General features: G+C 65.2%; 14 protein-coding genes. 9 read left to right on the forward strand and 5 right to left on the reverse strand.

What is annotated here, in order from left to right:
- The first annotated feature begins 20 nt into the window (after positions 1-20).
- From DAES_RS11490 to DAES_RS11520, 7 genes are all read left to right on the forward strand, one after another.
- Complete coding sequence (locus DAES_RS11490) at positions 21-662, forward strand: HD domain-containing protein (protein ID WP_083808648.1); 642 nt, start codon at positions 21-23, stop codon at positions 660-662.
- Complete coding sequence (locus DAES_RS11495; protein ID WP_013515194.1) at positions 628-1,542, forward strand: D-alanine--D-alanine ligase family protein; 915 nt, start codon at positions 628-630, stop codon at positions 1,540-1,542. The genes DAES_RS11490 and DAES_RS11495 overlap by 35 nt, the downstream gene beginning before the upstream one ends.
- A gap of 1 nt (position 1,543) precedes the next feature.
- Positions 1,544-2,827 (forward strand): 3-deoxy-D-manno-octulosonic acid transferase, encoded by a 1,284-nt coding sequence (locus tag DAES_RS11500; RefSeq protein WP_013515195.1) that lies wholly within the window; start codon positions 1,544-1,546, stop codon positions 2,825-2,827.
- Between the two features lie 21 nt (positions 2,828-2,848).
- Entirely contained in the window at positions 2,849-3,589 is a 741-nt protein-coding gene (kdsB, locus tag DAES_RS11505) for a 3-deoxy-manno-octulosonate cytidylyltransferase (RefSeq protein WP_013515196.1), read from the forward strand.
- Entirely contained in the window at positions 3,589-4,713 is a 1,125-nt protein-coding gene (gene carA, locus DAES_RS11510; RefSeq protein ID WP_013515197.1) for a glutamine-hydrolyzing carbamoyl-phosphate synthase small subunit, read from the forward strand. The genes kdsB and carA overlap by 1 nt, the downstream gene beginning before the upstream one ends.
- A gap of 44 nt (positions 4,714-4,757) precedes the next feature.
- On the forward strand, positions 4,758-5,561 hold the full coding sequence (locus DAES_RS11515; protein WP_013515198.1) for a tetratricopeptide repeat protein: 804 nt from the start codon (positions 4,758-4,760) through the stop codon (positions 5,559-5,561).
- 350 nt (positions 5,562-5,911) lie between these two features.
- Complete coding sequence (locus DAES_RS11520; RefSeq protein WP_013515200.1) at positions 5,912-7,390, forward strand: FAD-binding protein; 1,479 nt, start codon at positions 5,912-5,914, stop codon at positions 7,388-7,390.
- Positions 7,391-7,413: 23 nt separating this feature from the next.
- Here the strand turns inward: DAES_RS11520 and gmhB are convergent, their stop codons facing one another.
- The 5 genes from gmhB to DAES_RS11545 all read right to left on the reverse strand — a co-directional run bounded on the left by gmhB (position 7,414) and on the right by DAES_RS11545 (position 11,230).
- The gene (gene gmhB / locus DAES_RS11525) at positions 7,414-7,953 is read right to left on the reverse strand and encodes a D-glycero-beta-D-manno-heptose 1,7-bisphosphate 7-phosphatase (protein WP_013515201.1); all 540 of its coding nucleotides are present in this window, start codon (positions 7,951-7,953) and stop codon (positions 7,414-7,416) included.
- Positions 7,954-7,956: 3 nt separating this feature from the next.
- On the reverse strand, positions 7,957-9,003 hold the full coding sequence (pdxA, locus tag DAES_RS11530) for a 4-hydroxythreonine-4-phosphate dehydrogenase PdxA (RefSeq protein ID WP_013515202.1): 1,047 nt from the start codon (positions 9,001-9,003) through the stop codon (positions 7,957-7,959).
- A gap of 67 nt (positions 9,004-9,070) precedes the next feature.
- Positions 9,071-9,538, reverse strand: coding sequence for an NUDIX domain-containing protein (locus tag DAES_RS11535; protein WP_013515203.1), 468 nt, complete (start codon positions 9,536-9,538; stop codon positions 9,071-9,073).
- A 212-nt stretch (positions 9,539-9,750) separates the two neighbouring features.
- On the reverse strand, positions 9,751-10,365 hold the full coding sequence (locus DAES_RS11540) for an L-threonylcarbamoyladenylate synthase (protein ID WP_013515204.1): 615 nt from the start codon (positions 10,363-10,365) through the stop codon (positions 9,751-9,753).
- Positions 10,366-10,609: 244 nt separating this feature from the next.
- A complete protein-coding gene (locus DAES_RS11545) occupies positions 10,610-11,230 on the reverse strand; it encodes a TrmH family RNA methyltransferase (RefSeq protein WP_041271758.1) in 621 nt (206 codons plus the stop codon).
- A 174-nt stretch (positions 11,231-11,404) separates the two neighbouring features.
- On the opposite strand from DAES_RS11545, the gene DAES_RS11550 reads away from it, so the two are divergent.
- Both DAES_RS11550 and DAES_RS11555 read left to right on the forward strand, forming a co-directional pair.
- Complete coding sequence (locus tag DAES_RS11550) at positions 11,405-11,800, forward strand: response regulator (RefSeq protein ID WP_013515206.1); 396 nt, start codon at positions 11,405-11,407, stop codon at positions 11,798-11,800.
- A 14-nt stretch (positions 11,801-11,814) separates the two neighbouring features.
- Positions 11,815-12,540: an Hpt domain-containing protein gene (locus tag DAES_RS11555; protein WP_013515207.1), complete on the forward strand. Its 726-nt coding sequence runs from the start codon at positions 11,815-11,817 to the stop codon at positions 12,538-12,540.
- Positions 12,541-12,547 lie beyond the last annotated feature (7 nt).

Here is a 12,547-nt window from a genome sequence, read left to right on the forward strand (position 1 = left end):
ACGGTGCCGACCAACCTGACATGAGCGCTCCCAAGACATCCCCGCCTCCGGGCCACGAGTTCCGCTCGCCGCTGCCCGCCCCGCCGCCCGTGGTCTGCGACCCGACCCTCGGTGTCCCGGACGACAGCCGGTGCATGGAGCACTGGAGCGCCTTTGCCATGCTCGACAATGTGGCCGCCCACAGTCTGGTGGTGGCCCGGGTCGCCACCTTTCTGGCCGCGCGCGCCAGGGAGCTGGGCATGAACGTGGACGTGCCCACCGTGCGCGCCTCGGCCATGCTCCACGACATCGCCAAGTCCTACTGCATCCGCCACGGCGGCAACCACAGCCAGCTCGGCGGCGCGTGGACCGTGGCCCTGACCGGCAACCCGGCCATCGCCACCGGCGTCACCCACCACGTCTGCTGGCCCTTTGACATGGATCTGGACAAATATTTCACGCCGTTGGCAGTCATCTACGCGGACAAGCGGGTCCGCCACGACACGCTGGTTGGCATCGGGTCCCGCTTTGTGGACCTGAACGACCGGTACGGAGCCACCGACTTCATCCGTGAGCGGATCGAGTGCACCAGGGCGCAGGCCGTGGAACTCGAAACCCTGCTCTGCGACACCCTCGAGGTAGACCTGAATGCATGTGATTTTGATAGCGGGCGGCTGGTCTGACGAACGGGAGGTTTCACTCTCAGGAGCCAAAAAGATTCGGACTGCCCTGGAGGAACTGGGACACCGCGTCACCTTCTTCGACCCGGCGCAGGATTTTCGCCATCTGGTGCGCACCGCGCGCGAGGCGGATTTCGCCTTCATCAACCTGCACGGCACCCCCGGCGAGGACGGCCTGATCCAGGCCATGCTCGACAAGGCGGGCTGCCCGTATCAGGGAGCCGGGGCCGCCGCCTCCTATCTGGCCCTGGACAAGGGGGCGTCCAAAGAGGTCTTCGAGACCCTGGGCATCGACACCCCGCCGTGGCAGTTCATCACCCCCACCCAGGGCGCGGACACGCCGCTGGCGCTGCCGCTGCCGGTTTTCGTCAAGCCCAACAAGGGCGGCTCCAGCCTGGGCATGAGCCTGGTCCGCACTGCCGGGGAGTTCCCCTCGGCCCTTTCGAAAGTCTTTGCCATGTGCCAGTCCGCCCTGGTGGAAATCTTCATTCCCGGCGTGGAGCTGACCTGCGCCGTGCTCGGCGACCGCCCCCTGCCCCTGATCATGATCACGCCCAAGGCGGGCGCGCCCTTTTTCGACTATGAAAACAAATACGCCGCCGACGGGGCCGAGGAGGTCTGTCCCGCGCCCGTGTCCGACGCGGTCACGCGGCTGGTCCAGGAGCGGATGCTCGCGGCCCACAACGCCCTGGGGCTGACCGGCTACAGCCGGGGCGACTTCATCCTGGCCGCAGACGGAACCCCGTACCTGCTTGAAATCAACACCCTGCCGGGCATGACCCCCACCAGCCTGCTGCCGCGCGCCGCCGGGCAGGTGGGCCTCTCCTTTGCCGCCCTGATCAGCGAGCTGATCCGCCTCGGCCTTGAAGAAAGGGGCCGCTAGCGTGGTCTCTGCCGTCAGCGCGGCCCTGGCCGCCTACGACGCCCTCTGGAAGTGCGCCATCCCGCTACTCAAGCTCAACCACCGGCTGCGCGACGGCTGGGACCAGCGCACCCTGACGGGCGGCCTGCCTGCCCAGGCCCACCTCTGGGTCCAGGCGGCCAGCGGCGGCGAGGCGTATCTGGCCTGGGAGGTGCTCAAGGGACTTGTCTCGCCGCCGGGCCAGCCCCTGCGCGTGCTCGCCACCTCGACCACCCGGCAGGGATACGAGACCCTGTGCCGAGCCGCGGACGACATAGCCGGGCGCAAGACCGGCGTGGCCGTGCAGCCCTGGTATTTCCCCCTGGACGCGCCTTCGATCATGCGCCGGGCCGTGGCCCGGGTCCGGCCCGACTGCGCCCTGATCCTCGAAACCGAGCTGTGGCCGGGTTTTCTCGATGCCTGCCGCAGGCACGGTACGCGCGTCCTGCTGGCCAACGGGCGCATGACCACCCGGAGCCTGGGCGGCTATCTGGCCTGGCCCGCCCTGTTCCGCGCCCTGGGACCGGATCGGATCATGGCCGTGTCAGGGACCGACGCCAGCCGCTTTGCCACCCTATTCGGTCGCGAGCGCGTCCAGATCATGCCCAACATCAAGTTCGACCGCATGGCCGCAGCCAGACCCTCGACCCGCAAGGACAACCCCCTCAGCCACGTGATCCCGGCCAAGGCGCAATTCGTGGTCTTCGGCTCGGTGCGCAAGGAGGAACTGGCCGAGGCGACCGGACTGGCCGCCGACCTGCTGCGGACCAGACCCTCAGCCATCATCGGCCTGTTTCCGCGCCACATGCACCACATCCCCCTGTGGCACAAGGCGCTCGACCGGGCCGGACTGACCTGCGCCCTGCGCTCCGGCCTGACCGACCCGGCTGCGCCCGGCACCGTGGTGCTCTGGGACACGTTCGGCGAGCTGGTCCCGGCCTACGGCCTTGCCAAGGCGGCCTTTGTGGGCGGCTCCCTCGCGCCGGTGGGCGGGCAGAATTTCCTGGAGCCCATCACCTGCGGCGTGACCCCGGTCATCGGGCCGCACTGGAAGAACTTCGCCTGGGTCGGCAGTGAGATATTCGACACCGGGCTGGCCGTGCGGGCAGCCGGTCGGGCCGCCGCCCTGGCCGCCCTGCTCCGGCTCCTTGACGAAACGCCCCGGCGTGCCGATGTATCGGCCAGGGGCCAGGCCTACATCGCGGACCGCCAGGGCGGCGCGATGGCCGTGCGCAAACAGGTTGCCGATTTTCTCAATAAGGATTAACAACCCTCTGCACGAGACGAGATGAGCATATTCCCCGAGTGTCACGGAATCATCCCGGCGAGGTACGAATCCTCCCGGTTTCCGGGCAAGCCCCTGGTCGAGATCAAGGGCAGGCCCATGTTCTGGCACGTCCACAACCGGGCCAGCCGCTGCCCGCAGCTTGGCAGCGTCACCCTGGCCACGGACGATGCGCGCATCTTTGACGCCGCCCGCAGGCTCGATGTGCCGGTGGTCATGACCGGCAGCCACCACCAGAGCGGCACGGACCGGGTGCTGGAGGCCGCGCAGCTGCTCGGCATCGCGCCCGATGCCGTGGTGGTCAACATCCAGGGCGACGAGCCCTGCCTTGAGCCGGAGATGCTGACCGAACTGTTGACCCCGTTCAGGTCGCCCGGAGTGCGCGTGGCCACGCTGGCCACACCCATCGGCCCGGACAAGGCGGGATCGCCGGACCGCGTCAAGGTGGTCCGGGCGCGCAATGGCCGGGCGCTCTATTTCTCGCGCGCCGTGGTCCCCTATGACCGGGACGCCGCGCCCGGAGGCTATCTGCTCCATATCGGACTGTACGCCTTTCGCATGGAGGCCCTACGACGATTCGGGCAGCTTGAGCCTAGCCCGCTCGAACTGCGGGAAAAACTCGAACAGCTCCGCCTGCTCGAAGACGGCATGGACATTTACGTGACCGAGACGAGGCACGCCTGCCACGGGGTGGACAGGCCCGACGACCTCGAAATAGTGAAGCATATTCTGGAGAACGACTGATGAAAGCAATCCTGGCCCTTGAAGACGGCACCATATTCAGGGGAACGAGTTTCACCGGCCAAGGCGAGGCCAGCGGCGAGGTCATCTTCAACACCGGCATGACCGGCTATCAGGAGATCCTGACCGACCCCTCCTACACCGGGCAGATGGTCGTCATGACCTACCCGCTCATCGGCAACTACGGCGTCAACCCCGACGACGTGGAGTCCAGCAAGGTCCAGGCGGCGGGATTCATCGTCAAGGAGTGCTGCAAGAAGCCGAGCAACTGGCGCGCCACCATGTCGCTGCCTGAGTACCTGGCCCAGGCCGGAGTCATGGGCATCGAGGGCATAGACACCCGCGCCCTGACCCGCCACCTGCGCATCCACGGCGCCCAGCGGGGCTTCATGGCCACCGGCGACGCCAAGCCCGACGAGCTGGTGGACCGGGCCAGAGCCATCGAAAGCATGGAAGGACTCAATCTGGCCGACCGCGTCTCCTGCGACAAGCCCTACACCTGGGACGGCAAAGGCCCGGTCTTTATCGACAATCTCACTGATTTTTCCTGGGCGGGCACCGGCCCGAAACTCGTGGTCTACGACTTCGGCATCAAATGGAACATCCTGCGGCTGCTGGCCGGGCAGGGGTTCGACATGCTGATGGTCCCCTCCTGCTTCAGCGCGGCCCAGGTGCGCGATCTGGGCCCGGACGCGGTGTTCCTGTCCAACGGCCCCGGCGACCCCGCCGCCGTGAGTTCGGCGGTGGAAGCGACCCGCGATCTGGCCACCGATCTGCCCCTGGCTGGCATCTGCCTGGGCCACCAGATCCTCGGCCTGGCCATGGGCGGCAAGACCTTCAAGCTCAAGTTCGGCCACCATGGCTGCAACCATCCGGTCATGGACCTGCACACCGAGAAAATCGAAATCTCCTCCCAGAACCACGGCTTTTGCGTGGACATCAAGGGGTTGAATTTTCTCGAAGCCACGCATATGAATCTCAATGACAGAACCCTCGAAGGGTTCAGGCACCGGGACAAGCCGCTGCTGGCCATCCAGCACCATCCCGAGGCCGGCCCAGGCCCTCACGACAGCCGCTATTTCTTTGCGCGTTTTCGTGATATGGTCAGGGACAGCACCGGAAAATAGACCGCCCAGGCGGAAACCGGCACCACAGCAAAGAGCAGGTACGCATGTCCTCAGAACTGGTCAAAGCTCGAAAAAAACTGAACTCGGTCACCACCATGCTCAAAAAGGGCAAGTACATGACCGCCATCCAGGGGATTCATGACGGCCTCATCCTGCTGCTCAAGACCCCGACCATCAAGTCCGAGCGAGACGAGTTCGAGGAACTCCTGAAAAAGGTCACCTACAGCCTCAGCACCGACGCCGAGCTGCGCAAGCTCTACCCCCTGGTCATCAGCTACGAGCCGGGCAAGGAGCGCGCCCTGCTCGACGCCATGCGCGAACTTTTGCAGGAATTGCAGAAGGTTCTCAACGAAGAGGTCCAGGATGACATGCAGGCCATTCTGGGCAGAAAGCGGGACGGGCTCGACGCGGGCCAGAGCCTCCTGGATCAGGAGGACTGGGACGGGGCCAAGGAGCTTTTCGATGCCCTGGTCAAGGAGTTCGGCAGCGACACGGACCTCAAGGCCGACATCGCCGACCGCTACCTCAACGCGGGCCGGTTCAAGGAAGCCTTTCACATGCTCGACGACGCGTTGCGGGACGACCCCAACGCCATACACCTGTACAACCGAATCGGCATGGTCCTGCGCAAGATGAAGGACTATGACACGGCGGAAAAGTACTATCTCAAGGCCCTCAGCCTGAGCCACAGCGACGAATATCTGCACTACAACGTGGGTCGCCTCTATTACGACTGGCGTAAATGGGCCAAGATGGCCAAGGCCGCCGAGGCCGCGGTCAGCCTCAACCCCGACTTTGCCGAAGCCGTCAAGATGCTCAAATTCGCCAGAAAGAAAATGGCCGAATAGCCGGACAGCACCTCACGACCCTTTATAAATGGCGGCCCAGGCCGCCATTTGTCTTTACAGGTTGACAACTCCCTGGTAGACACCCCTTCCCCTTTCCGGGGAGTGGGAGAAACGCATGAATTACTGGTCGGAATTAGGATGGATGGCCGTACCGATGAGCGGAATCGAGATCGGTTTCGCGCTGCTTATGTGCTACATCTCGCATGTCATGGACAAGAAAAAAGGGTGATCGGACGGTGCGCCGTCCCTGCGCCCGGCGCACCCCTTTTCCCTTGACCCCGCGCCGGGGTCAGGGGAAAACGTTTCATGGGCGGCCCATTTCGGCCCGGCCCGAAACCCTGCGGCGCGGCATGCCAGACACCCTTCTCACGCCTTCGGGCAACCCGGACTCAGCCACCCGCCATACGGCCACGGACATCCTCGTGCTTGGCAGCGGCCTGGCCGGTCTGCGCGCAGCCTGGGCCGCCCGCGAGGGCGCGCCGCACCTGCGGGTGACGGTGGCCTGTCTCAAGAGTGCCCCGTCCGGCTCGTCTTTCACCAACCGCAACAACGCCCTGGGCGTCCAACTGCTCGACACCGAACCCCGCCAGTCTGCCTTTTGCCACGAGGCCATAGCCCTGGGCAGGCCGGGATTCGTCAACAAGAAGCTGGTGGAAATTCTTGCCAGCGAGAGCCAGGACCGGGTCCGCGAGATGGAAGCCCTTGGCCTACGCCTTCGCCGCAACCCGGATGGGTCTCTGGCCCGTTTTCCCGGTTGCGGCAGCCACGATCCACGAGCGGCCATCTTCCATGACCTGAACGGCGCATTCAATCAATACAGAATCAAGACAGATAGTTGCGGTGTCGATTTTTCAATCGGCACCGAAATCCTCGGCATTGTGACGGACGCGGGCGCAGCCAGGGGAGCCTGGGGATGGGACGCTGGCGAAAGCGCGTTCACCGCCGTCCGGGCCAGGGCGGTGATCCTGGCCTTGGGCGGCCCGGCCCCGCTCTTTGCCCGGCATCAGGCAGGCGGGGCCAATCCGGGATTGAGCCTTGGGCTGCTGGCCGACGCCGGGGTAAAAACCGCCAACGAGCCCTTTCTCCAGTTCATGTGGGGGCGCGAGGACGCGTCCTTTCTCAACCCGGCGTCGCTGCTGGCTCCGGGCCACGGGCTGCGGATGCCCGACGGCTCGCGCCTCGACGCCGGGGAGGCCCTTGGCCCGACCCTGCCGAAACTGCGCGCGCTACGCCTTGCCCACTGCCCCGCCTTCCATCACCAGCCCCAGGCCGCCCTGGACCGACTGCTGCTCCACGGGCTGCACCAGGACGGGTTCGCCAGGGTCGAGACCCCGAACGGCGTGATCAAGGCCGGACTCTATGCCCACGCGGGCAACGGCGGGTCCGTGGTGGACGAGCATGGCCAAACCTCGCTGCCCGGCCTGTTCGCCATCGGCGAGTGCGCCACAGGCATGCACGGGGCCAACCGGCTGGGCGGGGCCATGGTCCTGGCCACCCAGGTCTTTGGCCGCAGGGCCGGGCTGGCCGCGGCCCGGTACGCCGCTGGCGCGGACCTCATGGACGCGAGCCTGTTTCGCAATTGGTGCGATGAAAGCACCCGACAATGCGGGGCAATGGGAAATGGCAGGAGGACCAGACAGGCCATTGGCCGCGACCTGAGCCGGTACGCGCTTTTCGGCGGAACGCCCGGCGACAGGCGCGGGCTTGAAGACTTCCGAACCCGGCTGACTGGGCTGGTCCGGTTGCCCGACCGGCGGACCCGGCTCGCGGCCCTGACCGCCCTGCTCGTGTCCAGGCCCACAGACGATCCGTTTCAGTACACTCCCTGACCGGCAACGACCGGTTCGGGGCGTCAGCCCAATGTGGCGAGAATGTCGGCGGCCTGCAACAGATCGTCGGCCACGAAGTCTGCGCTGTCGCGGCACCGGGCCTCGTGCTCTCCCCCCTTGCCGGTGCGCACCAGGATGGTCGCGGCTCCCACGGCCCGACCCAGGAGCATGTCCACATCCTTGTCGCCGATCATGACGCTCTCGTGGGGATCAAAACCAAGCGACCGGGCCGCCTGCTCCATGAGGCCGGGCGCGGGCTTGCGGCAGCCGCACGCGGCCTCGGGCTCGTGGGGGCAGAAGAATATCCCGTCAAGGCGCACCCCCTGGGCCAGAAGCAGCTCGGCCATGCGCGCGTTGCAGGCAAGCACCGACGCCTCGTCGTAGTAGCCGCGCCCCACCCCGCTCTGGTTGGTGAGCACGGCCAGCCCCCAGCCCAGCTCGCGCATGCGGCGCATTCCCTGGGCCGCGCCGGGCAGCAGCTCCACCCCTGCCGGGTCGTGCAGGTAATGCCGGTCAAAGATGATGGTGCCGTCGCGGTCAAGCAGAACGTATCGTCCGGCCATGGGTCACGCCTTTGCCAGGGCCAGCAGCCGGACCATGTCCAGAGCGGCCTGGAAGCTCCTGACGGACGCCTTGCCCGTGCCCACCAGATCATAGCCCGTGCCGTGATCGGGCGAGGTGCGGGGATGGGGCAGGCCGAGGGTGACGTTGACCGCCTGGCTGAAGTGCAGGAGCTTGAGCGGGGCCAGCCCCTGGTCGTGATACATGGCCAGCACCGCCGGATAATCGCCCCTGGCCGCGAAGTGGAAGAGGGTGTCCGCAGGGAACGGACCGGCCACGTCGAGCCCCTCCAGCCGCGCCGCCTCGATGGCGGGCATGATGATCTCGTCCTCTTCGCTGCCGATGCGCCCGGACTCGCCCGCGTGGGGATTGAGACCGCATACGGCCACCGGCCCGACAAGGCCCAGGGTAGCGACGAACCGGGCCGTCAGCCGCAGACAAGCCAGGATGCGCTCCTGCGTCACCAGACCGGGCACGTCGCGCAGGGGCGGATGGGTGGTGACCAGACTCACACGCAGCACCTGCGGGGCCGGCCCCTCAGGATCGGGCTTAAAGGCGGCACCCGCTTCCGGATCATGGCCGCACAAATGCATGCACACCCCGTCCGCACCTGCGCCCAGCCGCTCGGCCAGAAATTCCGTGTGTCCGGGGAAGTCGAACCCGGCGGCCTGGAACATGGCCTTGTTCAGGGGGCAGGTGAGCAGACCGTGGGCCAGCCCGGCCTTGAGCAGACCGATGGCCGCCTCCAGGCTCGTCCCGGCGGCCAGGCCGCCCTGCACAGTGGGCTCACCGGGCGGGAACTCCAGCCCGATGAGCGCGGGCGGCTCGTGGAGATAGACTCCGGCCTCCTGCCGACCAATGGTCTCGGGGTTTTCCAGGACTTCAAAGAATGCAGGCAGATCAAGCCGTTTCAATTCGCGATGGAGCGGAGCCGCCGGGCCGAGCAGAAGCACACGCTCGTCGCCGCGCCTGCGGGCCTGGGCAAAATGCCTGACCACCAGTTCGGGGCCGAGGCCGCACGGGTCACCCATGGTCACGCAAAGGGTCAGCATAGTCATATCCACCTGATGTGTTTAAGGATCATGGAAGAGTTACTCCGCCCGCCAAAGTTCCCGGTCTTTACGCCGGACGCGCCAGCCGGGCCATGAAATCGGCCAGGATGCGCTCGTGATCAAAGGCGGTGCGCGGCCAGCGGCCCAAGGGAAAGACCCTGGCCAGGCTCGCGTCGTCGCCCGCCCGGAGCGCGCCGATGTCGCGCGCAAGGCCGGTGTAGACCACGCTCATGGTATGCTGCCTGGGATCGCGCGCCGGGTCGGAATACACGCCGAGCAGCCCGGTCAGGATCACGTCAAGCCCGATCTCCTCCCGGCATTCGCGCACGGCGGCCTGCTCGCAGGTCTCGCCGTAGTCCACGAACCCGCCGGGCAGCGCCCAGCCCGACGGCGGGTTGGCCCGCTCGATAAGCACCACCCCGTCATCCCCGCCGGTCAGGCCGGGTACGAAGACGACCACATCCACGGTGGGCACAGGGTTGCGGTACACGATCACGTCGCCGCTGCAATGGGGACACGGTTTTTTCAGCTCCACAGGGACACTCCTCAACGGCAAGACTCAGGCCGCGACCAGACACGGATTCACCCCGCCCTGCCACCGCCCTTGCCCCATGTTGTGGCCCAAGGGGCAGGCCAAGTCAAACCCCATCCGCACCGGTGGCCTGACCCTGGCGCGAGACACACGCCGCTGACCGGCGCATCAGAAGGATAAAGAAAGGAAGCCGCGACAGGCCCAGAGCGGCCCGCCTATTGAGGGGCGGCGATGGTGACTGAAAAGCCCTTGTCGCAGAGCTTCTTGACGGACACCGCGCCCTCGCGCAGCACTTCGAGCCGGGTGGCACCGAGCACGCGGATGACCGTGGACGGCTTGCCGCCCTTGGGCCATGGCGGATCGACGTAGACTGCGCCCGCCAGCTCGACGAGCCTGGGGGAGAGGTCTTCGGGCAGGGCCACCGGCACTTCGCCGCTCAGGTTGGCGCTGGTGGCCACGATGGGTTTGCGCAGTCGGCGCGAAAGTTCGGAGGCAAAGGGATGGCCGCTCCAGCGCACCGAGGTGTAGCCGTCCTCGTCGGACAAACAGGACGGCAGTTCGGGCAGCGCCTTGACCAGGATGGAGAGCGGGCCGGGCCAGAAGGAACTGGCAAGCTCTAGCAGAGCCGCTGGCCTGTCGTCCGTGACCAGCCCGAGCATGTCCACCCCGCCGATGATCAGCGGCAGCGGCTTGACCGCGGAGCGCCCCTTGATGTCCATGACCTTCTCGCAGGCGGCCTCGCTGGTGGCATCGCACCCCAGCGCGTAGAGCGTCTCGGTCGGATAGACGACCACGTCGCCTGCGGTCATGGCCTTGAGTAGATTCTGCACGCGTCCCTCCATTCCTTGTTCTGACCGAATGGCCTTTGCCGCCGGGCGCGGCTGCGGGGCCGGGCATGGAAACTTGGCGGAATATGTATACCTGAACGGGCTGTGTTTCAATTAAAAAAACCCGCCCGCGCCTCGCCGGGCTTATGCCCAGCGCCTGATTATCCTCAACTACATCATCCTTAACTGCATCATCCTCAACTGCATCATCCTCAACTGCATCATCCTCAAATTCATTGTCCCCGCTTCATTGTCCCCGCTGCACGGTCCGCCACTCGGCCCGCAGCGCGGCCAGCTCCTCGTCGCTGAACGAGGGGGCGTCGTAGAGGCCTGCCCGCTTCCGCTGGGTGAAGGCCTCGTAGAGGATGATGGCGGCGGCCACCGAAACATTGAGGCTCTGGACCATGCCCTGCATGGGGATGTAGACCTCGTCGGGCACCAGGGCGGCCAGTTCCGGCGAGGTGCCCCGGTGCTCGTTGCTCAGGATGATGGCCGTGGGGATGGTGAAGTCGAAGTCCATGACCGGCCTGGCCGTGGCCGAAAACCCGGTGCGCAGGATCTGCCCGCCATCATGAGCCGAACCGCCGCCCCCGACCAGATTGCCGACCATGGTCGCTGCGTCCACATGGCGGATGAGCCGTATCCACTTCATGGCCGAGCCCGAGCTCTTCTTGCCCAGGTCCGGCCACTGCGAGGTGGTGTAGTAGAGATGAACATCGGACACGCCAAAGGCGTCGCAGCTGCGCAGCACGGCGGAGACGTTGTGCGGGTCCCAGATATTGTCCATGACCAGGGTCAGGTCTTTTTGCCTTCTGGCGAGCACTTGGTCGATCCGCTGTTTTCTCTTGTCGGATATTTCGCTTTGCATGCCGGTTTGGTACCTGATCTTCATGCCGTTATGCAAGCCGCCCGCGCACACGGCGCGCATTCGGCGCACTTCGGCTTGAGGCATTATTTTTTGCAGCTATTTATTGACAAATTTTTCCATTACATAGGAAAACAATGGTGATGATTTTACATGTCTGAGAATCAGGGGACACCGATGCGAGCACTCATAGTCGAGGATGAATTCCTGAGCCGGAAGGTTCTGAAATCTTTCCTCATGACCCTCTTCGAGGTTGAGATCGTGGTCAACGGACGCGAGGCCATAGAGGCATTCAAGCTGGCCCACAGGGAAAACCAGCCCTATGGCCTCATCCTCATGGATATCATGATGCCCGAGGTGGACGGCATCGAGGCCCTCAAGCAGATCAGAAAACTGGAGGCCGACGAAGACCTGCGGCCACGGGTCAAGGTGATCATGACCACGGCGCTGGACGATCCGCAGACGGTCATGAGATCCTTCTACGACGGCGAGGCCTCGGCCTACATTGTCAAGCCCGTGGTCAAGGAAAAGCTCTACAAGGAGCTTGAGAAGCTCAATCTTCTTACCAAGTAGACAGGGAAAAGAGCATGAGCGACGACCCGATGGTCGAGGAGTTCTTCTCCGAGGTCAACGACAAGTACTATCCCCAGGTAATGGAGGGGCTGGAACTGCTCGAAGTCAGCGAGGTGGCTCAGGGCATCGAGATTCTTTCACGCCCCCTGCACACCATCAAGGGCGTGACCGGCTTCATGGTCGGATTCGAGCCAGCCTCACACTTCACCCACAAGATCGAGGATTTCCTGAAAAAGGTGCAGTCCGGAGATGTGGAGCCGACCCAGTACAACCTGACCCTGCTCTCGCGCGGGATCAACATGATCTTCCAGGTGCTCGAACAGCTCCGGGACGATGCCGTGGACGAGGAGGAACAGGAGGAAGTCCTGGCGCTCATCACCGAGGCGTCAAGCAGCGGCCCGGTGGCTGCCGCAGAGACCGGGGCAGGAGTCACAGTGGAGACACGCGACTCCGTGACCATCATCCGGGTGCGCGACCATCGCGTCCATCTGGACCGACAGTTCAAGCCCGTCATCTCGGCCATCATGGGGGTCGAGCCCGGCGACAAAATCCTGATCGACCTGACCGGCGTGCTCACCTTCGGCTCCACTGCCTGGGCCATGGTGGCCAGCATGGGTTCCACCTTCAAGATCGCGGCCTGCGGACTGAGCCCCGCCGCCAAGCAGACCTTCTACGCCTGGGGATTTGATACCACCATCGCCGTCTATCCCGACGAAGACACCTATTTCACGACCCAGTAAGGAGATT

It is taken from the genome of Pseudodesulfovibrio aespoeensis Aspo-2, from assembly GCF_000176915.2.
In the GTDB taxonomy this organism is placed as follows: domain Bacteria; phylum Desulfobacterota; class Desulfovibrionia; order Desulfovibrionales; family Desulfovibrionaceae; genus Pseudodesulfovibrio; species Pseudodesulfovibrio aespoeensis.

What these genes read in the sequence shown, in the direction of transcription:
- pdxA (WP_013515202.1), bottom strand. Translation starts at nt 9,003, where the DNA reads ATGCTGACCCTTTGCGTGACCATGGGTGACCCGTGCGGCCTCGGCCCC.
- carA (WP_013515197.1), top strand. Translation starts at nt 3,589, where the DNA reads ATGAAAGCAATCCTGGCCCTTGAAGACGGCACCATATTCAGGGGAACG.
- gmhB (WP_013515201.1), bottom strand. Translation starts at nt 7,953, where the DNA reads ATGGCCGGACGATACGTTCTGCTTGACCGCGACGGCACCATCATCTTT.
- DAES_RS11545 (WP_041271758.1), bottom strand. Translation starts at nt 11,230, where the DNA reads ATGCAAAGCGAAATATCCGACAAGAGAAAACAGCGGATCGACCAAGTG.
- DAES_RS11515 (WP_013515198.1), top strand. Translation starts at nt 4,758, where the DNA reads ATGTCCTCAGAACTGGTCAAAGCTCGAAAAAAACTGAACTCGGTCACC.
- DAES_RS11495 (WP_013515194.1), top strand. Translation starts at nt 628, where the DNA reads ATGCATGTGATTTTGATAGCGGGCGGCTGGTCTGACGAACGGGAGGTT.
- DAES_RS11520 (WP_013515200.1), top strand. Translation starts at nt 5,912, where the DNA reads ATGCCAGACACCCTTCTCACGCCTTCGGGCAACCCGGACTCAGCCACC.
- DAES_RS11550 (WP_013515206.1), top strand. Translation starts at nt 11,405, where the DNA reads ATGCGAGCACTCATAGTCGAGGATGAATTCCTGAGCCGGAAGGTTCTG.
- DAES_RS11555 (WP_013515207.1), top strand. Translation starts at nt 11,815, where the DNA reads ATGAGCGACGACCCGATGGTCGAGGAGTTCTTCTCCGAGGTCAACGAC.
- kdsB (WP_013515196.1), top strand. Translation starts at nt 2,849, where the DNA reads ATGAGCATATTCCCCGAGTGTCACGGAATCATCCCGGCGAGGTACGAA.
- DAES_RS11490 (WP_083808648.1), top strand. Translation starts at nt 21, where the DNA reads ATGAGCGCTCCCAAGACATCCCCGCCTCCGGGCCACGAGTTCCGCTCG.